General features: G+C 38.0%; 26 protein-coding genes and 1 tRNA gene. 21 read left to right on the top strand and 6 right to left on the bottom strand.

What is annotated here, in order from left to right:
• Positions 1 to 150 precede the first annotated feature (150 nt).
• The 4 genes from dnaJ to ACK4HO_RS07480 all read right to left on the bottom strand — a co-directional run bounded on the left by dnaJ (position 151) and on the right by ACK4HO_RS07480 (position 3,568).
• The gene (dnaJ, locus tag ACK4HO_RS07495) at positions 151 to 1,275 is read right to left on the bottom strand and encodes a molecular chaperone DnaJ (protein ID WP_409664506.1); all 1,125 of its coding nucleotides are present in this window, start codon (positions 1,273 to 1,275) and stop codon (positions 151 to 153) included.
• Between the two features lie 8 nt (positions 1,276 to 1,283).
• The gene (locus ACK4HO_RS07490) at positions 1,284 to 1,853 is read right to left on the bottom strand and encodes a nucleotide exchange factor GrpE (RefSeq protein WP_409664504.1); all 570 of its coding nucleotides are present in this window, start codon (positions 1,851 to 1,853) and stop codon (positions 1,284 to 1,286) included.
• A gap of 280 nt (positions 1,854 to 2,133) precedes the next feature.
• Positions 2,134 to 3,039, bottom strand: coding sequence for a TIGR01777 family oxidoreductase (locus ACK4HO_RS07485; protein ID WP_409664502.1), 906 nt, complete (start codon positions 3,037 to 3,039; stop codon positions 2,134 to 2,136).
• A gap of 76 nt (positions 3,040 to 3,115) precedes the next feature.
• Positions 3,116 to 3,568, bottom strand: coding sequence for a DUF4442 domain-containing protein (locus ACK4HO_RS07480; RefSeq protein WP_409664500.1), 453 nt, complete (start codon positions 3,566 to 3,568; stop codon positions 3,116 to 3,118).
• Between the two features lie 197 nt (positions 3,569 to 3,765).
• Here ACK4HO_RS07480 and ACK4HO_RS07475 point away from each other — a divergent pair, with 197 nt between their 5' ends.
• The 5 genes from ACK4HO_RS07475 (at position 3,766) to ACK4HO_RS07455 (ending at position 8,150) form a co-directional block, all read left to right on the top strand.
• Positions 3,766 to 4,221, top strand: coding sequence for a DUF4870 domain-containing protein (locus ACK4HO_RS07475; protein WP_409664498.1), 456 nt, complete (start codon positions 3,766 to 3,768; stop codon positions 4,219 to 4,221).
• A 185-nt stretch (positions 4,222 to 4,406) separates the two neighbouring features.
• Positions 4,407 to 4,736 (top strand): PadR family transcriptional regulator, encoded by a 330-nt coding sequence (locus ACK4HO_RS07470; protein ID WP_121314380.1) that lies wholly within the window; start codon positions 4,407 to 4,409, stop codon positions 4,734 to 4,736.
• 5 nt (positions 4,737 to 4,741) lie between these two features.
• Complete coding sequence (locus ACK4HO_RS07465) at positions 4,742 to 6,496, top strand: PspC domain-containing protein (RefSeq protein WP_409664496.1); 1,755 nt, start codon at positions 4,742 to 4,744, stop codon at positions 6,494 to 6,496.
• A gap of 2 nt (positions 6,497 to 6,498) precedes the next feature.
• Entirely contained in the window at positions 6,499 to 7,239 is a 741-nt protein-coding gene (locus ACK4HO_RS07460) for a head GIN domain-containing protein (RefSeq protein WP_409664494.1), read from the top strand.
• 71 nt (positions 7,240 to 7,310) lie between these two features.
• Positions 7,311 to 8,150 (top strand): GIN domain-containing protein, encoded by an 840-nt coding sequence (locus ACK4HO_RS07455; protein ID WP_409664492.1) that lies wholly within the window; start codon positions 7,311 to 7,313, stop codon positions 8,148 to 8,150.
• A gap of 53 nt (positions 8,151 to 8,203) precedes the next feature.
• Here ACK4HO_RS07455 and trxB read toward each other — a convergent pair whose 3' ends face one another.
• A complete protein-coding gene (gene trxB / locus ACK4HO_RS07450; RefSeq protein WP_409664490.1) occupies positions 8,204 to 9,151 on the bottom strand; it encodes a thioredoxin-disulfide reductase in 948 nt (315 codons plus the stop codon).
• 540 nt (positions 9,152 to 9,691) lie between these two features.
• Positions 9,692 to 9,766: transfer RNA gene (locus ACK4HO_RS07445), tRNA-Pro, on the bottom strand.
• A gap of 165 nt (positions 9,767 to 9,931) precedes the next feature.
• On the opposite strand from ACK4HO_RS07445, the gene udk reads away from it, so the two are divergent.
• From udk to dapB, 16 genes are all read left to right on the top strand, one after another.
• The gene (gene udk, locus ACK4HO_RS07440; protein ID WP_409664488.1) at positions 9,932 to 10,540 is read left to right on the top strand and encodes a uridine kinase; all 609 of its coding nucleotides are present in this window, start codon (positions 9,932 to 9,934) and stop codon (positions 10,538 to 10,540) included.
• Between the two features lie 10 nt (positions 10,541 to 10,550).
• Positions 10,551 to 10,904, top strand: coding sequence for an FtsB family cell division protein (locus tag ACK4HO_RS07435; protein WP_409664486.1), 354 nt, complete (start codon positions 10,551 to 10,553; stop codon positions 10,902 to 10,904).
• A gap of 9 nt (positions 10,905 to 10,913) precedes the next feature.
• Positions 10,914 to 12,275 carry a methylmalonyl-CoA mutase subunit beta gene (locus ACK4HO_RS07430; RefSeq protein WP_409664484.1) on the top strand — a complete coding sequence of 454 codons (1,362 nt, stop codon included), beginning with the start codon at positions 10,914 to 10,916 and terminating at the stop codon, positions 12,273 to 12,275.
• A gap of 2 nt (positions 12,276 to 12,277) precedes the next feature.
• A complete protein-coding gene (scpA, locus tag ACK4HO_RS07425) occupies positions 12,278 to 14,404 on the top strand; it encodes a methylmalonyl-CoA mutase (RefSeq protein ID WP_409664482.1) in 2,127 nt (708 codons plus the stop codon).
• A 155-nt stretch (positions 14,405 to 14,559) separates the two neighbouring features.
• Complete coding sequence (locus tag ACK4HO_RS07420) at positions 14,560 to 16,017, top strand: FAD-dependent oxidoreductase (RefSeq protein WP_409664480.1); 1,458 nt, start codon at positions 14,560 to 14,562, stop codon at positions 16,015 to 16,017.
• Positions 16,018 to 16,577: 560 nt separating this feature from the next.
• The gene (locus tag ACK4HO_RS07415) at positions 16,578 to 17,192 is read left to right on the top strand and encodes a hypothetical protein (RefSeq protein ID WP_409664478.1); all 615 of its coding nucleotides are present in this window, start codon (positions 16,578 to 16,580) and stop codon (positions 17,190 to 17,192) included.
• A 326-nt stretch (positions 17,193 to 17,518) separates the two neighbouring features.
• Entirely contained in the window at positions 17,519 to 17,938 is a 420-nt protein-coding gene (locus ACK4HO_RS07410) for a transposase (protein WP_409664476.1), read from the top strand.
• 199 nt (positions 17,939 to 18,137) lie between these two features.
• The gene (locus ACK4HO_RS07405; RefSeq protein ID WP_409664474.1) at positions 18,138 to 18,641 is read left to right on the top strand and encodes a YybH family protein; all 504 of its coding nucleotides are present in this window, start codon (positions 18,138 to 18,140) and stop codon (positions 18,639 to 18,641) included.
• 156 nt (positions 18,642 to 18,797) lie between these two features.
• Complete coding sequence (locus ACK4HO_RS07400; RefSeq protein WP_409664472.1) at positions 18,798 to 19,301, top strand: YybH family protein; 504 nt, start codon at positions 18,798 to 18,800, stop codon at positions 19,299 to 19,301.
• A 72-nt stretch (positions 19,302 to 19,373) separates the two neighbouring features.
• A complete protein-coding gene (locus ACK4HO_RS07395) occupies positions 19,374 to 20,501 on the top strand; it encodes a methionine aminotransferase (RefSeq protein ID WP_409664470.1) in 1,128 nt (375 codons plus the stop codon).
• Positions 20,502 to 20,535: 34 nt separating this feature from the next.
• A complete protein-coding gene (locus ACK4HO_RS07390; protein WP_409664467.1) occupies positions 20,536 to 21,417 on the top strand; it encodes an SDR family oxidoreductase in 882 nt (293 codons plus the stop codon).
• A gap of 13 nt (positions 21,418 to 21,430) precedes the next feature.
• Positions 21,431 to 22,609: a chromate transporter gene (locus ACK4HO_RS07385; protein ID WP_409664465.1), complete on the top strand. Its 1,179-nt coding sequence runs from the start codon at positions 21,431 to 21,433 to the stop codon at positions 22,607 to 22,609.
• 117 nt (positions 22,610 to 22,726) lie between these two features.
• Entirely contained in the window at positions 22,727 to 23,494 is a 768-nt protein-coding gene (locus ACK4HO_RS07380; protein ID WP_409664463.1) for a ParA family protein, read from the top strand.
• A 3-nt stretch (positions 23,495 to 23,497) separates the two neighbouring features.
• On the top strand, positions 23,498 to 24,397 hold the full coding sequence (locus ACK4HO_RS07375) for a ParB/RepB/Spo0J family partition protein (RefSeq protein WP_409664461.1): 900 nt from the start codon (positions 23,498 to 23,500) through the stop codon (positions 24,395 to 24,397).
• Positions 24,397 to 24,954, top strand: a complete 558-nt coding sequence (locus ACK4HO_RS07370; protein ID WP_409664460.1) for a DUF5683 domain-containing protein — start codon at positions 24,397 to 24,399, stop codon at positions 24,952 to 24,954. The genes ACK4HO_RS07375 and ACK4HO_RS07370 overlap by 1 nt, the downstream gene beginning before the upstream one ends.
• Positions 24,954 to 25,685, top strand: a complete 732-nt coding sequence (dapB, locus tag ACK4HO_RS07365) for a 4-hydroxy-tetrahydrodipicolinate reductase (RefSeq protein ID WP_409664458.1) — start codon at positions 24,954 to 24,956, stop codon at positions 25,683 to 25,685. Before ACK4HO_RS07370 ends, dapB begins: the two co-directional genes overlap by 1 nt.
• Positions 25,686 to 25,734 lie beyond the last annotated feature (49 nt).

Below are 25,734 nucleotides of genomic sequence, written 5' to 3'. Positions count from 1 at the left end.
TTTTGGTAAAAGTACAGAATAAGTAGTCAAACAGAAATGTTTGTTACAAAAAAAACCCACCCTAATTTTTACAAAAGGATGGGAAAAATTGCTATGAAAAAGAAATTACTTGTTTCCAAGTAATAATCAAATGTAAAACTAATTTTTTAATTATGAAAACATATCTTTTACTTTTTCAAAAAAAGATTTGTCGCTCTTTTCAGGTTTCGGAATAAAGTTGTCATCAGTTAGTGATTTTTCAAAAAACTGACGCTGTTCTTTACTCAAACTCTTTGGTGTCCAAACATTTACATGAACCAACAAATCGCCGTTACCATAACTGTTCAGGCTTGGAATACCTTTGCCTTTCAGACGTAATATTTTACCGGATTGAATGCCTTCTTCCAATTTGATTCTAACTTTTCCGTTCACTGCTTCAATCTCTTTGGAAACACCTAAAGCGGCTTCAGGAAAGCTGATGTACAAATCATAATGCAGGTTTTCGCCTTCACGTTTTAAGAATTCGTGTTCCAGTTCTTCAATGGCTACGATTAAATCGCCGGGAATTCCGTTGCCCGGAGCATCATTTCCTTTGCTTGAAACCTTTAACTGCATGCCGTCTACAACGCCTGCCGGAATTTTGATGGATACTGTTTCGTCTTCCAAAATCATCCCGTGAGCATCGGCATTATTGGGTTTGCTTTCAATTGTTTGACCAACACCGCCACAAACGTGACAAGTTGTAGCCGATTGCATTCTGCCCAAAATAGTATTGGTAACACGCAATACTTGTCCTTGACCGTTACAGGTTGAACAAGTTTTATATTTCACGCCCGGCGCTTGTACCTTGCGTTTTACTTTTACTTTTTTCTCAACACCATTGGCAATCTCCTCCAAAGTCATTTTTACTTTGATGCGAAGATTGCTTCCTTTGGCACGACGTTGTCCGCCACCATTTCCTCCAAAACCTCCAAAACTTCCACCACCGAAAGCACCACCGAAGATATCGCCAAACTGACTGAAGATATCATCCATGTTCATGTGATGACCGCCACCATAACCGCCTGCGCCATCAAAAGCAGCGTGACCGTATTGGTCGTATTTGGCTTTTTTGTCAGGATCACTTAAGACTTCATAAGCTTCGGCCGCCGTCTTAAAGTTTTCTTCCGCTTCTTTATTGCCCGGATTTTTATCAGGGTGAAACTCAATGGCTTTCTTTCGGTACGCCTTTTTTATTTCTTCAGCAGATGCGCTTTTGGAAACGCCTAATATTTCGTAAAAATCTTTTTTGCTCATACTCTTTGTTATTGTCCGATTACCACTTTTGGAAAACGAATAATTTTGTCGCCCAATTTATATCCTTTTTCAACAACGTCAACAATTTTTCCTTTCAAATCATCACTTGGCGCCGGAATTTGGGTTATCGCTTCTGCAAAATCAGCATTGAAACTGTCTCCCGTTCTGATGTCAATTTGCTCTAAACCTTTAGATATCAAAGTGTTTTTTAACTTCTCATGAATCAATTCTACTCCTTTTAACAAAACCTCATCTTCGCTTTTGGCAATTTGTACCATCGCTCTGTCAAAATCGTCTAAAACCGGCAACATGGCTTGTAATACTTCCTGATTGGCAGTTTTGAATAAATCGATTCGTTCTTTGGTCGTTCTTTTTTTGAAATTTTCGAATTCTGCAAAAAGACGCAAGAACTTATCTTTTTCTTTGGCTAATTCTTCTTGTAATTGCTCTTCAACACTGAGTTCTTCTGCCGTTTCGATTCCATTAACTGCATTTTCAGCTTCGTTTTCTATTGGCTCTTTATCCGCGTTATCCGTATTCATTTGTGATGTATTTTTAAAAATATTCTTGATTTTCATTTTTGAGATTTACTCCGAACACTCGGAATGCAAAAGTACTGCCATTTCTTTTATAATGTCAAATTGTCATTCTTTTTTTGTTGGTTTTAATTTGAATTAGGTGAAATATAATTAACCAAAATTTAATATAATTTTAAGACTATTACGTTTTCGTTTTGATTAAATTTGTTAACACAATTAAAAAAAACAATATTCCAGGTTAGCTTAAAGCTGTAATAATTATTAATTCAACAATCTTTATAGTAAAAAAAAGTGCTGTCAACGAACAGCACTTTTTTTATTAGTATAAATCAGAAATAGCTTTGTCTATATCAGGGAATTGGAACTGGAAACCTAAATCCAAAATCTTATTGGCACTTAAGTTTTTACTTGAAAACAATAGGTATGCCATTTCACCTAAAATCAGTTTCATTACAAATTCGGGTGTATTGGGTAACCAAAGAGATTTCTTCAAGGATTTAGCAATCGTTTTGGTCAACACTTCATTGCTTATCGGATTGGGTGTAACCGCATTAAAGACTCCTTCTAATTGTTTTTCGAGAGCGAAATTATACAATGCCACCAAATCATTAATATGTATCCAAGATTGAATCTGTTTTCCGGAACCCATGGCGGAACCGAATCCTAATTGAATAGGTTTTACCATTTCAGGCAAAGCGCCGCCTTTGTTAGACAAGACAATTCCGGTTCTTAATTTGCAGACTTTAATGCCTAATACTTGAAAAACATTGACACTGGCTTCCCACTTTTTGACCACATTAGAAAGAAAACTGTCTTCGGTTTCTTTGGTGGATTCGTCATATACTTTGTCAATCCCATCAGGATAAATAGCCGTTCCTGAAGCGGAGATGATTTGTTTTATCTGGTGATTTGGGTGTTTTTTGACCAAATTAAAAAGCAATTCGGCAGAAAGTGTTCTGCTTTCTATAACTTCTTGTTTGTAGGCATTGGTCCATCGCTTAGCAATATTGGCTCCGGCCAAATGAATGATAGCATCAACTCCGAAAATACAATTCTCGTCTATTTTCCCTTCTTCCGGATTCCAATAGAAACCTTGATTATTGGGTTGGTTCTCTATTTTTGACTTGGAAGTGGTTAAATAGTGAATGGAATGACCTTTTGCTAATAACAGTTTTACCAATTCGCTGCCTATTAAACCCGTTGCGCCTGTAATTAGAATCTTCATCTTAGTAATTTTTACCAAAGTTACAATCGAACCATCATAAAAAAACCCTAATTATAAAGGGTTTAACTTTTGTTGATTACTTCAATTTGATGCTCCATTCAAAATTCATTTCAGAGACTTGCTCTCCTTTTTCGTTTACGCCAATAGATTTCATCCATATCGTTTGACCTTCACCGGTTGCGATGGTTCTTTGAATGGCTTCACTTATTAAATGTCCATCATTACAAGTAAATGTGATTCTACCTGTTGCTTTTTTGGTAAAGTTGCCGTTGTTATTGGCAACCAACATAGAAATCTTCTTTCCGGATTTTTTGATTTGCATCATGACCAAAGCGCCTGTTGTGAGTTCAGCAGCCATGGCTTGCACCGCAAAATACATTGAATTAAAAGGATTTTGGTTGAACCAACGATGCTTCACGGTTACAACACATTGCTCACTAGAAATGGCTTTTACCCTCACACCTGACCAAAAAGCGGATGGTAATTTGAAAAATAAAAAAGTATTCAATTTTGAAGGTGAAAATTCCATAAGTGCTTGATTTTGCTATAAAAGTACAAAAAATGATATGGTTATCAGTGTTTATTGAAATGTTAATTTTTTGTTAAATCTTAGTACTTTGCATTGCATAATACCTTTTTTTAGCCTTATCTTTGTATAAGAAATTAATAGACTATCTATAGTATTATTAAGAATCAATTCTAATCATCAACTTAAAATCAAATAAAATGACAACTACTAACGAAAAAAGCATTGCTACGTTCTTGCACCTGAGTGTTTTGATACAGTATTTTATTCCTCTAGGGAATTATATTTTTCCAATTATTATTTGGAGTGCAAAGAAAAATGAATCTGAATTTGTGGATGCTAACGGTAAAAATGTATTAAATTTTCAATTGAGTCTGTTTTTATATAGCGTCGTATTGTGTTTAATTGCCATCCCGATTTTAATTTATTCGATTTTCAAGAATGTGCCTTTAAACGATATTAATTTTGACAGACATTTTGTAATCGAACATTTAAGTGCCGGTAACATAACCGGAATCACAATCCTTGGAATTGTTGCCGTACTTCTATTTATTTTTCTAAAACTAATCGAATTTGTTTTAACCATCTACGCAGCAGTAAAAGCTTCTAATGGTGAAGCCTATAAATATCCGTTAAGCATACCGTTCTTTAAGTAATCCATAAAGAATAGTCATCAATCAAATCATCATCAATCAAATCATCATCAATCAAATCATTATCAATCAGAATTAATCAAAATCAAATCAATCAAAGAGTTTCAATCATCAGCCAAAGCCCTAATCACGCAGCGGAAAAAAAATCAAAAAGCGAATGTTAATCACAAAAAATTAAATCATGTATTATGAACATTGAAAACACAAAAGCCCAGATGCGTAAAGGTGTTTTAGAATTTTGTATCTTGTCTGTCTTAAAAGAGAAAGACGCGTATACCTCTGAAATATTAGACACTTTAAAAAACGCCAAATTGCTTGTAGTAGAGGGAACTGTTTATCCGCTATTGACAAGACTTAAAAACGACGGATTGCTCAACTATCGTTGGGAAGAATCGACTTCGGGACCGCCAAGAAAATACTATGGTTTGACCGAATTAGGAAAAACATTTTTAACTGAATTGAACGGCACATGGACCGAATTGTCAGACGCCGTTAACATCATAACCAATCAAAAATAACAATCATGAACAAAACAGTAAATATTAATATAGGCGGTTTATTCTTCCATATCGATGAAGATGCATACCAAAAATTATCAAGATATTTTGATGCTATAAAACGTTCTCTTTCTAATTCTTCCGGCAAGGACGAAATCATGAAAGATATTGAAATGCGCGTTGCCGAGCTTTTGACCGACAAACAAAAAACCGACAAGCACGTAATCAACAATAAAGATGTTGACGAAGTGATTGTGGTTATGGGACAACCGGAAGACTACAGATTAGACGACGAAGAGGCAAAAGAAACCAAATCAGAGCCATATTACAACTTTCCTCCTCGCAAAAAACTATACAGAGACAAAGACAGAGGTTTAATTGGTGGGGTTTGTACCGGTTTAGGTCACTACTTTGGCGTAGAATCAGTTTGGATCAAAATCATTTTCTTATTGTTGGCTTTCACCAGTTTTGGAGTCATTGCTTATATTGTCCTTTGGATTGCAACTCCAAAAGCAATAACAACTTCTGAAAAATTAGAAATGACCGGCGAACCGGTAACTATCTCTAATATCGAAAAAAAAGTGAGAGAAGAATTTGAAAGTGTATCTAACAAATTTAAAAATGCCAACTACGACGAAATGGGAAACCAAGTTAAGTCGGGTGCCGAAAGAGTAGCCGGCGGAATCGGAGATGTAATTATGAAAATATTCGGTGCTTTCGCTAAAGTTTTAGGCGCTATCATCTTAGTATTCTCAGCCTTGAGTTTGGCCGGAATATTCATTGGTCTTTTCACTTTCGGAACTACTTCTTTTATTGATGCGCCATGGCAACGTTATGTTGAAGCAGTAAATTATACTGACATTCCACTGTGGATATTCGGATTATTAGCTTTCTTAGCTATCGGTATTCCATTGTTCTTCTTCTTATTATTAGGATTAAAATTATTGGTAACCAATATGAAGTCTTTGGGCGCAGCCGCTAAATACAGTTTGTTAGCCATTTGGATTTTTGCTGTAGGCGCTTTGGTTGTCATTGGTATCAAACAATCAACAGAATCTGCTTTTGAAGGCAAAACTGTCCAAAAAGAAGTCATTAATATCCAACCAACGGATACTTTGCAAATCAAATTTGTGAACAATGATTTCTTCTCGAAAAACATTTACGAACACGAAGATTTTACTTTCACTCAGGACTCTGCTAAAAATGAAGTGATTTATTCAAACCAAATCAGCTTTGAAATCAAAAGCACTGACAAGGCACAAGCTTACCTTCAAATTGAAAAATTGGCTGACGGAAAATCATTCAAAGAAGCCAATGAAAGAGCTGAAAAAATCAAATATGGTTTCAAAGTGGTAGGCAACCAATTGCTTTTAGACAACTATTTAATCACTGAAATGGCAAGCAAATACAGAGACCAAAGGGTAGAATTGTATTTATACCTTCCAAAAGGAACTGTGTTTGTAGCCGATGAGACAGTGCAACATTTTGACGAATCGGACAATGATTATTTTAATCTTCACCATAGCTCTGACAAATACACTTATAAAGTGGAAGAAACTCAAGTAAAATGTATGGATTGTCCTGCAGACGAAAATGAATACAATGATGTGGAAGGTGGCGTTCAATCCGAAGAAATCAATATCATAGACGAAAATGATTCTACTGAAACCGTTACAGTAAAAATAAACGGAAAAGTAGTTACCGAAACCAAATCAGGGAAATCAAATAAAAAAAGTAAATTAACCGTAGGAAGTGACGGTGTAATCATTAAAACAGAATAGTCATGACAAAGTTTGTAATTTTCTTTTCAAAAGTGATTGCCGCTACACTGTTAGCCCTATCATTTACCTCATGCAATCACAATATTAATTTTGGCAAAAGCATCACCGGAAGCGGTAATGTAATAACCGAAAAACGCAACTTAGCCAACTTTGATAAAGTAACCGTAAGTCAAGGTTTGGAATGTGAAATAATCTATTCCGACAAATTAGAAGTAACCGTAGAAGCTGACGATAATTTAATCAACGGAATTAACACTACTGTCCAAAACGGCACTTTGGAAATCAGTTCAGAATATGACAACTACATCAATGTTGTTTCTAAAAGAATTATTGTTCACATGCCAAAAATAGTTAGCTTGGAAAGCACCAGCGGCTCAACGCTAAAATCAGGTAGTATCTTGAAAAGCGATGACATTACACTAAAATCAAGCAGTGGAAGTTCCTTAGAAGTTGAAGTCGAAGCGGATAAAGTAACCCTTGAAACCTCAAGTGGAAGCGAACAAACCGTGATTGGAAAAGCTTTAAAAGTATACTCCGCATCCTCAAGCGGAAGTACTATTGACGCCGATGAATTGTTGGCCAACGAAGTCTTCGCTCAATCCTCAAGCGGAAGTTCAACCTCGGTGCACGCTGCCTTATTATTAGACGGAAAAGCTTCCAGTGGCAGTTCTATCAGCTATACCAATAGTCCAAAAGAAGTTCGCAAAGAAGAAAGTTCCGGCGGAAGTGTCTCCAAAGATTAAGTTAATAAACATCTCAATGCAAATTGGGATGTTTTTTTTTCTATTTTTGAACAAACCAAACTGCCGCCTCTATGAAAAAAATTGTACTAATTAGTTTTCTTCTGCTCTCTGCTGTTTCTTTTGCGCAAAAAAAAGAAAAAGTAAAAGGTTCCAAAATTGTCAAATCGGAACAAAAACAAATCGAGAGTTTTGAAAGCCTTGAGGTGGAAGACAATCTCGAAGTTTTTTTGGTAAAAGGAAACGAATGCGGTCTCGAAATTGAAGCCGATGACAATTTGATTGAATTCATAGAATATAAATTGGCTGGCAATAATCTACGAATTTCAACTACCAGAGACATTTCAAGCTATAAAAAACTAAGTGTTCGCGTGACTTACACCGACAAGTTCAACATGGTAATCGCCAAAGATGAAACCAACGTTACCGCGCTATCCGATGTGGTTTTAGACAATGTAACTTTTAAAACCTACGATTATTCAAAACTGTTTTTGAATGCCAACACCAAGAATTTCACCCTAATGGCCAACGATAAATCAAAAGTAGAATTAAATTTAAAATCGATCAAAACGGCTATAGATTTAAGCAAAAGTGCCTATGTGAAAGCCCTGATTTCTTCCAGCGAAATGAAATTTGATTTGTACCAAAAATCATCCGCAGAAGTAGAAGGCGACGTTATCGAACTTAAATTGCGTTTAGACAACAACACCGATTTCATCGGAAGTAAACTAACGACCAAAAATGCCCTATTGGAAACCAGCGGTTATTCTAAAAGCAGCATCAATATTAGTAACAATGCTACCTTAGATGCTTCTGGAAATAGTGAAATTCAATTGTATGGCGAACCCATAAAAATTGAGATGAAACGATTCGCCGACAGTGCCGAACTCAGAAAAAGGCCTTCTAAAAAATAACAAAAAAATCCCATCTGAAAAGATGGGATTTTTTTATATATAACTTTAAAAATTTAATCTAAAGCAGCCAAATATCTTTCAGCATCCAAAGCTGCCATACAACCTGTTCCCGCTGCAGTAATTGCTTGGCGATACACATGATCGGCAGCATCACCGGCTACAAAAACACCGGCTACGTTGGTTTTAGAAGTTCCCGGAACATTAATAATATAACCCGTTTCATCCAAAGTTATATAGTCAGCAAAAATATCCGTATTGGGTTTGTGACCAATAGCTACAAAGAAACCGGTCGCCGGAATCGTGATTTCTGCTCCGGTAGTTTTGTTCAACGCTTTCACTTCATTCACCACTTGTCCGTCACCAAGAACTTCAACGGTATCGTGGTTCATTAAAATCGTAATGTTTTCCGTTTTGCGAACACGCTCTTCCATGATTTTAGAAGCTCTGAATTTCTCACTTCTGACCAACATGGTTACTTTTTTACAAAGTTTTGATAAATAATGTGCTTCCTCACAAGCCGAATCTCCGGCGCCAACAATCACTACTTCTTGGTTTCTGTAAAAGAATCCGTCACAAACCGCACAAGCGGAAACACCACCACCGGTTTGTAAATAATGTTGCTCTGAAGGCAATCCCAAATATTTAGCCGAAGCACCGGTAGAAATAATCACCGTTTCAGCATGTAATTCTAGCGTATCGTTAATCCAAACTTTGTGAATTGGTCCCGAAAAATCAACTTTAGTAGCCCAACCGTCACGAACATCAGTTCCAAAACGTTGTGCTTGCGCTTGTAATTGTACCATCATTTCCGGTCCGGTTACGCCATCAGGATAACCCGGGAAATTTTCTACTTCATTGGTTGTTGTTAATTGTCCGCCCGGCTGCGTTCCTTGGTACAATACCGGATTCATATTGGCTCTGGCGGCGTAAATAGCGGCGGTATAGCCCGCAGGACCTGAACCTATTATAAGGCATTTAATTTTTTCTATAGTATCTGACATGATTTGTATTTTATTTCTATTGCAAAGGTATGGGTTTTAAGTCTAAAATAAAGTAGAGGAGTAATCGCTAAATACAATTTGTGGATAAGATTCGATTATTGTTGAAAACCTAAAAAAAATAATGAGGAGCACAACCTTTTCTTATCTTAGGACGTGTAGTCCCGCTATCCGCGCTACACGGTAGCCAGCTCCTATCGGGGCTAATTTAAATATATCGTTATTCGTAAAGCCGTCACTTCGAGTGATTCCGATTTTCAATCGGAATTGTATCGAGAAGCTGTTGTTTGATTTTAGGATTACTTCGTGATCCTGAGTTTGGGCTCTATCACTAGTAAATCCTTTGGCAGTTTTGGCTTGATTTATTTACTGATTGGGGTGGCAGGATTACTTCGTGATCCTGAATTTGGGTTCTATTTCAAGTAAATCCTTCAGCGCTTTCAGCGCTGAGTATTTTTTTATTTCCAAAAGAAATTCGAAGTTTACTTCGTTTCTTTTGGAAATAAAAAAATCCTTTCTACAAAAGCAGAAAGGATTTACTCGTCGGGGTGGCAGGATTCGAACCTGCGGCCTCCTGCTCCCAAAGCAGGCGCGATAACCGGGCTACGCTACACCCCGAAAACGAGGGGCAAATATACCACTAAAATTGATTAATCAAAATATTTTTCCGCAGATTTATTATTTTTTTTATTGTTGACCTTCTTTTCAAACATTTTACAAAAATCAAATTCTCTTCCGATATAATTTCTATTTTTGTTCTCAGTAAAAATAATACAACATCATATGCTTATCATTGGAATTGCAGGAGGAACAGGAAGTGGAAAAACAACCGTAGTTCACCAAATCATGAATGAGTTACCCGAAACGGAAGTGGGTGTCATTTCTCAAGACTCATATTATAAAGACAATAACAATCTAAGTTTTGAAGAAAGAGCCTTAGTCAATTTTGATCATCCTCGCGCCATTGATTTTGATCTTTTGGTAAAACACCTAAAAGATTTGAAAGCAGGTAAAACCATTGAACAACCGGTTTATTCTTTCATTACCCACAACAGAACCGATGATACCATAATAACCCACCCGCGTAAAGTAATGATTGTCGAAGGGATTTTAATCCTAACCAATCCTGAACTCCGCGACTTGTTTGATGTAAAAGTATTTGTACATGCAGATTCTGACGAAAGATTAATCCGAAGACTAAAAAGAGACATCGCCGAACGCGGTCGCGATATGGAAGAAGTGCTAAACCGTTACCAAACCACTTTAAAACCAATGCACCAACAGTTTATTGAACCAACCAAAGTCTTTGCCGATATCATCATACCAAACGACAAATACAATACCGTAGCCATTGACGTGGTTCGTGCCGTAATCAACCAAAGAATTACCTAAAATCCCCTTTATGAGCTTCTTTAAAAACCTAACCGATGCCTATCCTATTCTGAAAATTCTCGGAAACCGATATGTTATTGTGTTGGTTTTTTTTATTGTCTGGATGCTGTTTATAGACAACACTTCTTATATGGAACAACGGGTCTTAAACAAACAACTCGATGAGCTGGAAGACAACAAAAAATACTATCAGGACGAAATAAGGAAAGACCAAGAAAACATCAAACTCCTCAAGAATCCTGACCAAATAGAAAAATACGCCCGCGAAAAATACTATATGAAACGCGACAGCGAAGACGTTTACATCATCGAATTTGAAGAGGATTCGCTGAAAGAAGAACAGTCAAAATCAAAATCTTTATAACTGCTAATCATGGCTGACAATTTATTCAAGGAGTTCGAGCCGGTGTCTTCCAAACAATGGAAACAACAAATTCAGTACGAACTCAAAGGCGCCGATTATAACGAAACTTTAGTTTGGGAAAGCCCCGAAGGCATTAAAGTAAAACCTTTCTATCATGGTGACGAAGACCAACAAAAAATAGAAAGTACACCAAATGATAATACCTTTTCCATTCTTCAAAATATCTTCGTTTACGATGTTAAAAAATCAAATGAGCGTGCTTTAGATACTTTGAATCGCGGTGCCGAAAGTATTCGCTTTACCATAGAGAACGAATCGGTTTCTATTAAAGAACTCATGCAAAATCTGCCTTTAGGCAACACCCGATATTTTTTTTATTTGCCTTTTCTTTCAATCGATTTCGTGAATAAAATCAATGATTTCAAAGAGAAGAATAATGCTAATATTTCCCTCCAAATCGACCCAATCGGACAATTGGTTAGAGACGGAAACTGGTTCGAAAACCTAGACAAAGATTTTGACAAGCTCAATACTATTGCTCCAAAAACAACTATTCCGTTTTTAAATATCAGCAGTGGAATTTACCAAAATGCCGGCGCGAATATGGTCCAGCAATTGGGGTATACTTTAGCACACGTCAACGAATATTTCAATAGAATTCCAAACCTCAACCAACCCATAACCATTGAAGTAGCGGTTGGTACGAATTACTTTTTTGAAATAGCCAAATTGCGTGCGTTGAGACTATTGTTCCAAACATTAGCCAAAGAATACAACCACAATTTCGACTGTCATATCATCGTGACACCAACCAAACGCAACAAAACTTTATACGATTACAATGTCAACATGCTTCGTACGACAACCGAATGCATGTCGGCGATTTTAGGCGGTGCCGATGCCATTGCGAATTTGCCTTACGATGCCTTATACCATAAAGACAATGAATTTGGAGATAGAATTGCGCGCAACCAACTATTAGTGTTAAAACATGAAAGTTATTTCGACAAAGTGAACAACGCTGCCGATGGTGCTTATTATATAGAATCTTTGACCGAACAATTAGCTGAAAAAGCGTTACTACTATTCAAAGACATCGAAGCCAATGGCGGTTTTATCACGCAATTAATCGAAGGAACTCTCCAAAAGAAAATCAGCGAAAGCGCGACCAAAGAACAAGAATTATTCGACAGCGGTAAAGAAGTTTTATTGGGCACCAACAAATACCCCAACAAAAACGACAAAATGAAACACGACTTGGAATTATATCCATTCGTAAAACAAAATCCACGCAAAACTTTAATCACCCCGATTATCGAAAAGCGTTTGGCTGAAAAATTAGAACAGGAACGTTTATCCCAAGAAGCATAGTTATGAGAAAGGATATTCAACATATAGAATTAGGCAAAAGCCAAAAGGCTAAAGGCAAAAGTTTTGAAACTGCAAATTTCAAGACTGCTGAAGACATCGATTTAAAGCCCACTTATTCTAAAGAAGACATAACCGATTTAGAACACCTAGGTTTCGGAGCAGGTTTTGCGCCAAATCTTCGCGGACCTTATGCGACCATGTACGTGCGTCGTCCTTGGACTATTCGCCAATATGCCGGATTTTCTACCGCCGAAGAAAGTAATGCTTTCTACCGTAGAAATTTAGCGGCAGGACAAAAAGGTTTGTCGGTTGCTTTCGATTTAGCCACACATAGAGGTTACGATTCCGACCATGAAAGAGTGGTTGGTGATGTTGGAAAAGCCGGAGTTGCTATTGATTCTGTTGAAGACATGAAAGTGTTGTTTGACCAAATTCCGTTAAACGAAATGTCGGTTTCAATGACCATGAACGGAGCCGTTTTACCGATTATGGCTTTCTATATCGTCGCTGCCGAAGAACAAGGCGTTGCACCCGAGTTGCTTTCAGGAACGATACAAAACGATATTCTGAAGGAGTTTATGGTGCGCAATACTTATATCTATCCGCCAACACCTTCGATGAAAATCATAGCCGATATTTTTGAATATACGAGTAAAAAAATGCCCAAATTCAACTCGATTTCTATTTCGGGTTACCACATGCAGGAAGCCGGAGCTACCGCCGATATTGAATTGGCCTACACTTTAGCCGATGGCTTAGAATACATCCGAACCGGCTTGGCTACCGGAATGAAAATCGATGAGTTCGCGCCTCGCCTTTCGTTCTTTTGGGCCATAGGCATGAACCATTTTATGGAAATTGCCAAAATGCGCGCCGGTAGAATGTTGTGGGCAAAACTCCTAAAACAATTCAACCCAAAAGACGAAAAATCTTTGGCACTCAGAACGCATTGCCAAACCTCGGGTTGGAGTTTAACCGAACAAGATCCTTTTAACAATGTAGCGCGTACTACCATTGAAGCGGCTGCAGCCGCTTTTGGCGGAACACAATCTTTACATACTAATGCCTTAGATGAAGCCATTGCGTTACCAACAGACTTTTCGGCACGAATTGCCAGAAACACTCAGATATTTTTACAAGAAGAAACCAAAATCTGCAAAACCGTTGACCCTTGGGCCGGCAGTTATTACGTAGAAAGTTTAACCGCCGAAATCGCCGAAAAAGCTTGGGCACTAATCGAAGAAGTCGAAGCTTTAGGCGGTATGACCAAAGCCATCGAAGCAGGTATTCCGAAATTAAGAATCGAAGAAGCCGCCGCTCGTAAACAAGCTCGCATCGATAGTTCACAAGATATCATCGTAGGTGTCAATAAATACCGTTTGGATAAAGAAGATCCGTTGCATATTTTGGATGTCGATAACCAAATGGTGCGCAAACAACAAATCGAACAATTACAACAAATAAAAGCCACGCGTGACAACGATAAAGTAAAAGCGTGTTTGGCCCAATTAACCGAATGTGCGAAAAACGGAAACGATAATTTATTATCTTTAGCCGTAGAAGCAGCCCGAAACCGAGCCACCTTAGGAGAAATCAGTGACGCCTTAGAGGAAGTTTTCGGACGCTATAAAGCACAAATCAGAAGTTTTAGCGGCGTGTACAGTAAAGAAATAAAAAACGATGAGAGCTTTGAAAAAGCCAAACAATTAGCCGACGCTTTCGCCAAGAAAGAAGGTCGCCGACCGCGTATTATGATTGCCAAAATGGGACAAGACGGTCACGACCGCGGTGCCAAAGTAGTAGCTACTGGTTATGCCGACGTTGGTTTTGACGTAGACATCGGACCGTTATTCCAAACTCCGGAAGAAGCGGCGAAACAAGCGGTTGAAAACGACGTGCATATTTTAGGCGTTTCCTCGTTAGCGGCGGGACATAAAACCCTCGTTCCCCAAGTAATCGAAGAACTCAAAAAATACGGTCGCGAAGATATTATGGTGATTGTTGGCGGAGTCATTCCGGCGCAAGATTATCAATTTTTGTTTGATGCAGGAGCCGTGGCGGTTTTTGGTCCCGGAACGAAGATTAGCGAAGCAGCGATTAGTATTTTGGAGGTTTTACTTGAGGACTAGACCTGACAGGTTTTGAAAACCTGTCAGGTCTAACCACTCACCAAATAGGATTATCAGTTTTTGTTTGATGCCGGAGCCGTTGCTGTCATTAGTCCGGGAAATAAGATTAGTGTGGCTACGATAAATATCCTTTAGATATTGTTATAAGATTAATTGTGAAAAAGGCAGAAAACCAAAAAACCAGCTGGACAATTTGCGAGGAATGTCAGGGACTGGGCAAAAAAAGTCGCAGACTTCGAAAGAAAGTGCGGCTCGAATTCAAGACAGCCTTAGATTTATTTGAAAAAACGAATGGCGAAGGAATAGCTCCGGTTCTCCCTAAAGCACCTTTGTATACCTGCCCTAACTGTTCCGGATCGGGACTGGTGGCTGCAGACTTGCCTCCTATTGCCGATACCGAAAACTACCCACAAGTGGCCATTATTGGCGGTGGTATAGGTGGCGTGGCACTGGCTGTGGCCTGTTTGCACCGCGGCATCCCTTTTACCCTTTATGAACGCGATAACAGCTTTGATGCCCGAGCCCAGGGCTATGGCCTCACTTTGCAACAAGCCAGTAAAGCCATTGCCGGATTGGGGATTTCTTCATTGGAAGAAGGCGTGGTTTCGACAAGACATTTGGTTCACACCACCGATGGAAAAGTAATTGGGGAATGGGGCATGAGAAAATGGATGGGCGCCAATTCCCAAAAGACCCTAAAAAGAAGCAATGTACATATCGCACGGCAATCGTTGCGCGCTGCGCTGCTGAAACAACTCAACGGACATGATGTTATACAATGGGGTCATCAGTTGACTAGTTTTGAGGAACATGATACCGAAGGTGTTCACCTGAGTTTTCAAGTCAACGGCCAAATAAAAAAAGCCAAGGCAGACCTCGTGGTGGGTGCCGATGGCATTCGCAGTTCGGTGCGCAGTCTGTTGATTGGTGAGAACGTTACCCCTTTACGCTACCTCGGCTGTATTGTGATATTAGGGATTTGTCCATTGGCAATTCTTGAAGGTCATGACAATTCTTTGCTTGATTCAGCCACGGTATTCCAAACGGCCAATGGTCACGAGCGTATTTATATGATGCCTTATTCGGCAGACACCATAATGTGGCAATTGAGCTATCCAATGCCCGAAAATGAGGCGAAAGCGCTGTGTGCTCAGGGCATTCCCGCAGTCAAACAAGAAGCCAGCCGTAGGACCCAATGGCACAATCCTATTCCGCAAATTGTTGCGGCCACTCCGGAAACACACCTAACTGCCTATCCGGTGTATGACAGAGAATTACTCGATTCCGCCTTGATGGATAAATGTGGTGCATGCACCCTAATTGGAGATGCCGCCCACCCAATGAGCCCGTTCAAAGGACAAGGAGCAAACCAAGCAATACTCGATGCGCTCTCGCTGGCCCGAGCAATAACTAAAGCATGCAGGCCTTTATCTCAATGGAGAAAAGCCGGTGTGCGAAAAAGTATCTTGACCAGATTTGAATCAGAGATGTTAGCGCGCTCTGCAATCAAAGTAAAAGAATCTGAAGCCGCGGCACAGTTCTTACATTCCGAAATTGTACTCCATGAAGGTGATGAACCAAGAGGGCGTTATTTGCGGGATGGTAGTAACTAAACCTGTCGTGTTTACCCCTCTGCCCTAACCAAAATCATCAGTTTCCCAATCTGGAACACTAGTTTCCTAACTCAGAGCAGTACTATCCCATTTCAGGAAAGCACTATTCTACTTGAAACACCTCTATCCCAACTCGGGATAGTACTGCTCCAAGTTGGAGCAGTGCTATTCCAACTTAGGAAACCACGATTCTGACTTAGAGCAGTACTATTCCAATTTGGAGCAGTGCTATTCCAACTTTGGAAACCACGATTCTAATTTGGAGCAGTACTATCCTGACTTAAAAAACCACTGCTCCGGAAAATATTTTAAAAAATTTTCCTTCGGGAAGCCTCTATTTATAAGGAATACTTTATTTTTTTATTAGGCACGCATACTATTTTTATATTTTCTGCGTTATCTATATATCAAACGGCTTGTTATAAAAGTTTAAACTTAAAGGCATTACATGAAGCACTAATACTTGGCACATAATTTTGAGGACGAAAAAACCCTTCCCTGTAAAAAGGAATTGGTGTCAGTGATTAATAAATGTAAATACTAATTAAACTTTAGAAAACATGAAAAATCCATTTTTCCCGAGAGCCGAATCATTTTTAGTGATTTGGGCTACGAATTACCAAGAAAAAATTGCTACCCACGCCACCTCTCTGGGGCTAACCCAAGCCGAAGTAGCTGCCGAGATTGCCCTTTGCCAATCGATTATTGATGCTATCAATGCGGCGAACACTCAGAAAAATTTGTACAAAGCCGCGATGGAAACCCGCGACAACACCATCGCCACTCAAGGCGGTGAACTTCGCTTAGAAATTGCCCGTCACAAAGTAGCTTCAGGCTATACAGAAGCCATCGGACAAGATTTAGGGATTATAGGTACTGCTTCAGAATTTGACCCAACTACTTATAAACCTATAATTGTAGGCGAATTGTCTGGAGGCAATGTGCGCATCAGGTTTAAGAAAGTTGGCGTTGACGGTATCAATATTTATAGGCGTCAAAAAGGCACTTCTACCTTCACCTTTTTGTCCCGTGCCACTAAGAGTCCGTTTGAGCACCAATTGGTTTTGAGCGAACCTAACAAACCCGAACATTGGGAATACCGAGCCTTCGGGGTTATAGATGATTTTGAGATTGGTATAGCCAGTGATATCGTTGAAATTGTATTTGGAAAATAATTCATGATTAATATTTTTTAGAGAAGGCCGTCAGTGATGACGGCTTTTTTCGTTTTAGACCTGACAGGTTTTAGAAACCTGTCAGGTCTAGAAAAGTACACTAAAAGTATAACAGCAAATAAAACTTCATTAGTATTTTAGGCAAACTAACTTTTGTAATACTAATGAAAACAATAAGTCCACTTGAACACGGAAAATTCTAACACATATATAATCGGGGAATTAACAGTGATACTCTTTTCAAAGAAAATAACAATTACGACTATTTTCTCAGTTTATATGATATTCATATCTCGCCAATCGTAGAAACTTATGCATGGTGTTTGATGAAAAATCATTTTCATTTCTTGGTGAGAATCAAAGAAATTGAAGAAATAACTCTTGAAAAGAAAATACTTCCTTCACAATCATTTTCAAATTTATTCAATGCTTACACTAAAGCATTCAATAAAAGTTATAATCGTCATGGAGCTTTATTTGAAAGACCTTTTAGAAGAAAAGAAATCAATGTCGATAAATATCTGCAAAATGCTATCATTTACATTCACAACAATCCTGTACATCATAATATTTGTGACCATCCGTTAGAATATCCTTGGAGTTCATATACAACTTGTCTATCAGACAAACCTACAAAACTGTTTCGAAAAGAAGTTCTTGAAATCTTTAATGACATCGAAAATTTTAAATACAAACATCACCTGAAAATCAACTATGCCTCCTTTGAAACCTTTTTAGGCTTCTAGACCTGACAGGTTTTAAAAACCTGTCAGGTCTTACCCACTCATTAAAAAACAAATTCCCTTTCGATGACAGGAAGCTAGCAGTTTTTTTTTGCAATTAATTCTTATTAAAATCTCATAATCAAATATTTATACTTAAATTTAACAACCCTTAGTCTTGTGGAGTAACCTAAAATTACTAATCATTAAAACCAATAATTTTATGAAAAACAAGATTTTTAAAGGGATTGCATTAGGTATAATCGTGGCGCTTGCCATTGCCTGTAATCCCAAAAAAGAAGAAGCTGCTGCCGAACCTGCTGCAGTTGACACAGAACAAATCAAAGCGGAACTACAAGCTATGGAAAATGGCTTTGCTGATGCAGTCAATTCAGGAAAGCCCGAAACCATTGTTTATTATGCTGAAGATGCTACCAGTTATGCACAAAACAAATCACCTTTGGTTGGCAAAACCGCCATCGACAAGTCGATTAAAGAAGAGAATGACACTATGACAAAAGGAAGTAAAGTTACCTATACTGTCAATGAAGTTCATCCTTCAAGTGATGGCAATATGGTCGTTGAATTTGGCAGTTATAAAGTAGTCGATTCCACCAATGCAGTTAAGTCGGAAGGAAACTACATGAGTTTGTTTCACAAAAAAGACGGCAAATACGTTTGCGTTCGTGATATGAGTGCATCAATTTTACCCGTGGAAAAGAAATAAAAAACACCCAATCAAAGCACTTCTGAAAAGAGGTGCTTTTTTTTGCCATAAAAATAAAAAATACTCTAAAAATTTAGAATTATGCAAATTATCACTACATTTATAATTCCCTAGTCTTGTTGCCTAACCTAAAACAGTAACCAAAACCGCCAATTTATGAAAAACAAGATTTTAAAAGGTATTATCTTAAGTACAGTATCCGTTCTATTTTTTGCCTGTCAACCCAAAAAAGAGGAAGCAGTTGCTTTAGACAAAGAACAAATCAAAAATGAAATTCAGGCAATTGAGAATAAAATGGCCGAAATGTTCAACGACAGAAACGTGGTAGCCGAAGAATATTATGCTAGTGATGCGACTAGTTTTTCTCAAAACAAACCACCATTAGTAGGCAAGGCCGAGATTGAAAGATCAATTAAAGAAGACTTAAATAATTTTCCTAAAGGTTATCAAATTGCTTTTGTAGTGAATGAAGTTTTCCCTTCTACAGATGGAATTCAAGTGGTGGAAATTGGTAATTACAGAGTTTCAGATTCAACAAGTGCACCACTTTACACCGGAAATTATATCGCTGTTTTTGAAAAAAGAGACGGCAAATATGTTTGTATTCGTGACATGTCAGCTTCTGATAAAAACAAAAATGAACAAGCTGAAAAAGAATAAAACAGCATTCCTATAGTTTAAAAAAGCACTTCAATCGGAGTGCTTTTTTTTATCTTTACCAAAAACAAAGTCATGTCTAAACTTCCTCACATAGGCACTAGTATTTTTACAGTAATGTCACAAATGGCTTCAGAACACCAAGCCATCAACTTATCACAAGGTTTTCCGAATTTTCCTGTTGACGACAGATTGACTGCAATACTTTCCCGAATTGCCAAAGAAAATGTTCATCAATATACGCCCATGAGCGGTTTGCCTTCATTGTTAGAGAAAATCGCAATACTAACAAAGGAAACTTATGGTAGAGAAATTGCTGCCAAAGAAGAAATACTAATTACTGCCGGTGCAACTGAAGGCATTTTTGCCGCCATTCAAACTTTGGTTAAAGCCAATGAAGAAGTCATTATTCTTGACCCAAGTTATGACTGCTACGAAGCGCCGATTTTATTGAGTAATGCCAAACCGATAAGGGTTTCTCTCAATAACAATTTTACGCCCAATTGGGAAGTAATTTTTGCAGCTGCCAATGAGAAAACCAAACTCATTATCATCAATAATCCGCACAATCCCACAGGAAAAATGTGGGCCGAAAACGATTTTGTTCAATTAGAAAAATTGGTTGACGCCTACCCTAATCTTTTGGTTCTTTCTGATGAAGTGTATGAATATATCACTTTTGAACAACCGCATATTTCGGTAAACCATCACCCAAAATTGTGGCATCGGAGTATTTCGGTTTCTTCATTCGGAAAATCATTTCATATTACCGGTTGGAAAATAGGTTATGTCATCGCGCCTGAAAATATCATGAGGGAAATTAAAAAAGTACATCAGTTCTTGGTATTTAGTGTGAGTAGCATTGCCCAACATGCGTTGAATGAGTATATTGATTTAGTTGATGTGAAAACCTTGGGAGGATTTTACCAACAAAAAAGAGATTTTTTCAGAAACTTGATTAAAGACACTAAACTCGACCTTTTGCCTTGTGAAGGCACCTATTTTCAAGTAGCATCATATGCGAATATTTCAGAAGAAAATGATTTGGATTTCACTAAAAGATTGGTCACCGAATTTGGAGTAGCCACCATTCCTATCTCTATTTTTTATGCCAATGGCAAGGATAATAAATGCATTCGTTTTTGCTTTGCCAAAGACGATAAAACTTTAATGCAAGCCGCAGAAAGACTTCGCCAATTATAATTAAAATAATATATTTACTAAAAAATAAAACTTTATGAATTTTTCAGCAAAAATGCTTCGCGATAATGCCTTGGCCGACAAAGTAATTGTAGTAACCGGTGGCGGAAGCGGCTTAGGTAAAGCCATGACCAAATACTTCTTGGAACTAGGTGCTAAAGTAGCCATCACTTCAAGAGATATCGAAAAACTAAAAACTACGGCAACCGAATTGGAAACAGAAACCGGTGGCAAATGTTTACCTATACAATGCGATGTTCGCCATTACGACCAAGTCGAAGCGATGCTGGCTGAAGTCTTGAAAACCTTTGGTAAAGTCGATGTTTTATTGAACAACGCAGCCGGAAACTTCATCTCTCCTACCGAAAGATTATCCGCAAACGCTTTTGATACTATTATTGATATTGTTTTAAAAGGTTCCAAAAACTGTACGCTCGCCTTCGGAAAACATTGGATAAATACCAAACAAACCAATTGTAATGTCTTAAATATCGTTACTACTTATGCTTGGACAGGCTCAGGTTATGTAGTGCCAAGTGCCACCGCAAAAGCTGGTGTTTTAGCCATGACCCGTAGTTTGGCAGTAGAATGGGCCAAATACGGCATCCGCATGAACGCCATTGCACCCGGACCATTTCCAACCAAAGGCGCATGGGACCGATTATTACCCGGAGACTTAGCCGAAAAATTTGATATGGCCAAAAAAGTACCGTTGCGAAGAGTTGGTGACCATCAGGAATTGGCGAATCTCGCAGCTTATATGGTTTCCGATTTCTCCGCTTATATCAATGGTGAAGTGGTAACTATAGACGGTGGCGAATGGTTACAAGGCGCAGGACAATTCAACATCTTAGAAAAAATTCCGCAGGAAATGTGGGATATGCTTGAGATGATGATTAAGAATAAAGGGAATAAATAAGTCCAAATATTAAATGAACAATAATCAGGAAGTATCAAAACCTATTTATTCGCTAAAACAACTAATCTTATATTTTTTTAAATTGGGTTATACGGGTTTTGGCGGTCCGGTTGCTCTTGTTGGCTATATGCACAGCGATTTGGTAGAAAAGAGGCAATGGATTTCGGAAGAAGAATACAAAGAAGGCTTGACCTTGGCACAATTGGCACCCGGACCATTAGCAACCCAACTTGGAATTTACCTGGGATTTGTTCACTATGGTTTATTAGGAGCAACACTTTGTGGTATTGCCTTTGTAATCCCTTCATTCATCATTGTTGTGCTTATTGGTATTGCTTACAAACATTTTGGCGGATTACCATGGATGCAAGCCGTTTTTTATGGTGTTGGGGCTGCTGTCATCGGCATCATTGTTATGAGTAGTTATAAATTAACCATAAAAACCGTTAGCTCATTTAATTTTTCTGCTATCAAAGAAAAATGGTTGTTATGGCTATTCTATCTGATAGCAGCTACAACAACAGTCATCACCCATTCTGAAAATGTCTTGATTTTTATAGTAGCAGGATTGATTTATATGATGGTTAAAGCACCACCAAAGTTTATCCTTCGAAATGCTAATTCGGTTGCACTAATTGGTATTGGTTTTTGGCAATTTGAATGGGAAACATTGGGAAAGATTGCTTGGTTTTTTACCAAAGCAGGCGCTTTTGTTTTTGGAAGTGGATTAGCCATTGTGCCTTTTCTTCACAGTGGTGTAGTTTCAGAATACCATTGGTTGAGTGAAAAAGAATTTGTTGATGCCGTAGCTGTCGCTATGATTACTCCCGGTCCTGTGGTTATAACTGTTGGATTTATTGGTTACTTGGTCAATGGTTTTACCGGAGCTTGTGTTGCTGCATTAGCTACATTTTTGCCTTGCTATTTATTCACTGTAATTCCGGCACCCTATTTTAAAAAGATTGCTGGAAACAATTCCATAAAAGCATTTGTTGATGGTATCACCGCAGCAGTAATTGGAGCGTTAGTTGGTGCTGTTATTATTATCGCATCAAGAAGCATAACCGATATCCTTACTGTTTTAATAGCTTTAAGTGCCATTATGATTTTAATTTTTGTCAAAAAAATTCAAGAACCTTACATTATTTTAATGGCTGCCCTTATCGGATTAGTATTAAAATCTTTTTGCTGAAAGCTGCGACTACGACTGTAAACTCCACATGGAAAACTTTACCAGAATGTTAACAAATAAGCCTTGACAAACCCATAATTAATCGTATTTTTACGGCTCAAAATCTATCATATATAAATGGGTAAAATCATTGCAATTGCCAACCAAAAAGGTGGTGTCGGGAAAACAACAACTTCTGTAAATCTTGCCGCATCGCTGGGTGTTTTAGAAAAAAAAGTGTTACTTATTGACGCCGATCCTCAGGCCAATGCCAGTTCTGGTTTAGGTATTGATGTTGAAAGTGTTGAAATTGGAACTTACCAAATTTTAGAGCACAGCAATACACCGGCAGAAGCTATAATCACTTGCTCAGCGCCTAATGTTTGGGTAGTTCCGGCACATATTGATTTGGTGGCCATCGAAATTGAATTGGTTGACAAAGAAAATCGCGAATACATGCTTAAACAAGCTTTGGAAAACGTAAAAGATGAATATGATTATATTCTTATTGATTGTGCGCCATCGCTAGGCTTATTGACTTTAAATGCCTTAACTGCAGCCGATAGTGTAGTAATCCCAATTCAGTGTGAATACTTTGCTTTGGAAGGTTTAGGAAAATTACTCAATACTATCAAAAGCGTACAAAAAATACACAATCCCAACTTAGATATCGAAGGACTTTTACTGACCATGTATGATTCGCGTTTGCGTTTGTCCAATCAAGTCGTAGAAGAAGTTCAAAAGCATTTCAATGATATGGTATTTAAAACCATTATCCAACGCAATGTGAAATTGAGTGAAGCGCCAAGTTTTGGAGAAAGTATCATTAACTTTGACGCTACGAGCAGAGGTGCTACCAACTACTTAAGTTTAGCACAGGAAATTATCAAGAAAAACAGCAAATAAGCCATGGCAAAAGCTATAAAGAAACAAGCATTAGGAAGAGGATTATCTGCCCTATTAAAAGATCCTGAAAATGATATCAAATCTATCGGCGACAAAAATGCCGATAAGGTTGTGGGTAATATTATCGAACTGGATATTGAATCGATTGAAATCAATCCGTTTCAGCCTAGAACTAACTTCAATGAAGAATCTTTACAGGAATTAGCGTCTTCCATCAAGGAATTAGGGCTTATCCAACCCATTACTGTTCGTAAATTAGACTTCAACAAATACCAATTGATTTCGGGAGAACGTCGTTTGCGTGCTTCGAAATTAGTTGGGTTAACTACTGTTCCGGCATACATCCGAATTGCCAATGACAATGAGTCGTTGATTATGGCTTTGGTGGAAAACATCCAGCGTCATGATTTGGACCCGATAGAGATTGCGCTTTCGTACCAAAGATTGATTGACGAAATCCAATTGACCCAAGAACAAATGAGTGAGCGTGTGGGTAAAAAACGTTCAACCATCACTAACTACTTGCGATTATTAAAGTTAGATCCAATCATCCAAACCGGAATTCGCGACGGATTTATCAGTATGGGACACGGTCGTGCGATTATCAACATTGAAAACCAAGACGTTCAAACCGATATTTACCAAAAAATTGTCAGCCAAAATCTATCCGTTCGTGAAACCGAAGCTTTGGTAAAAAACTACCAAGATAGCTTAAAACCGGCAACGGTAAAAGCCAAAAAAGGTGATAGTTTTGCAGTAGCAGAAGACCAAAAGAAAGCATTCGTAAATTTCTTCGGTACCAAAATCGACGTAAAAGTAGCCGGAAACGGCAAAGGTAAAATCACAATTCCATTTCATTCGGAGGAAGATTTCAACCGCATTTTCAAATTAATCAAAGGTTAGTGAATAAGCTACGCTACATAATTGTTCTTTTCTTTCTGTTAGGAAACCAAGACCTTTTTGCCCAACAAGTCGTTGAAGGTTTAGTGATTTCTGATACTACTAAAATGAAAGAAATTGACCCGTTAACGCCAACCAAAGCGGCTTTTTACTCTGCTATACTACCGGGTTTAGGGCAAGCTTACAACAAGAAATACTGGAAAATTCCAATTGTTTATGGTGCTATCGGAACCAGCATGTATTTCTATTTGGACAACAATAAAAAATACCACAATTATCGTGATGCTTACAAGAGAAGATTAGCCGGATTTAACGATGATCAATATTCTTATTTAGACGATGCTCGTTTAGTACAAGCCCAACGATTTTACCAAAGAAACCGAGATTTATCACTAATGGTTACTGTTGCCTTCTACATTTTAAACATAGTAGATGCCAATGTTGACGCGCATTTGATACAGTTTAATGTGAACGACAAACTTTCTGTCGCTCCTGACATTTACCAAAATGATTTTACGGCCAAACCCAATGTTGGCCTAACATTTAATTACAAATTCTAATGAAAATTGCACTTCTGGGATACGGAAAAATGGGGAAAGTGATCGAAAGAATCGCTTTGGAAAGAGGACACGAAATTGTACTCAGAAAAGACGAATCCAATACCTATGACGGATTAGAAAATGCCGATGTTGCTATTGATTTTAGTGTGCCAATGGTAGCTGTTGAAAATATCACAGAAGCATTCAATCAAAATGTTCCGGTGATTTGTGGAACTACAGGTTGGTTAGAGCGTTACGATGAAGTAGTAAAATTGTGTCAAGAGAAAAACGGTGCTTTTTTATATGGTTCTAATTTTAGTTTAGGTGTCAATTTATTTTTTGAACTCAATGATTATTTGGCCAAAATGATGGCGAAGTTCTCTTCGGTTTACAAAGTTTCTATGGAAGAAATTCACCATACCCAAAAGCTCGATTCTCCAAGTGGAACCGCTATTTCATTGGCTAAAGGCGTTATTGAAAATTCAACTTATACTTCTTGGACGGAAGAAACGGCAAGCGAAAATCACTCGAGCGATAGCGAACAGGCGAAGCAAATCCACATCGACGCCAAAAGAATTGAAAATGTTCCGGGAACACATAGTGTTTACTATAGTTCAGACGTTGATTTTATCGAAATCAAACACGTTGCACACAACCGAGAAGGTTTTGCTTTAGGCGCTGTTTTAGCAGCCGAATGGATTGTTGGTAAAAATGGTGTGTTTTCTATGAAAGATGTCCTTGATTTAAAATAACAAAAACTTAAAATTGTAACAAAAGCTTAGTTTGATAAACTTATAGCCA

Origin of the sequence: Flavobacterium sp., assembly GCF_046296355.1 — a bacterium.
GTDB lineage: Bacteria > Bacteroidota > Bacteroidia > Flavobacteriales > Flavobacteriaceae > Flavobacterium.
The sequence above is the reverse complement of the archived record's forward strand: the minus strand, read 5'-3'. Positions and strand labels throughout refer to the sequence as shown.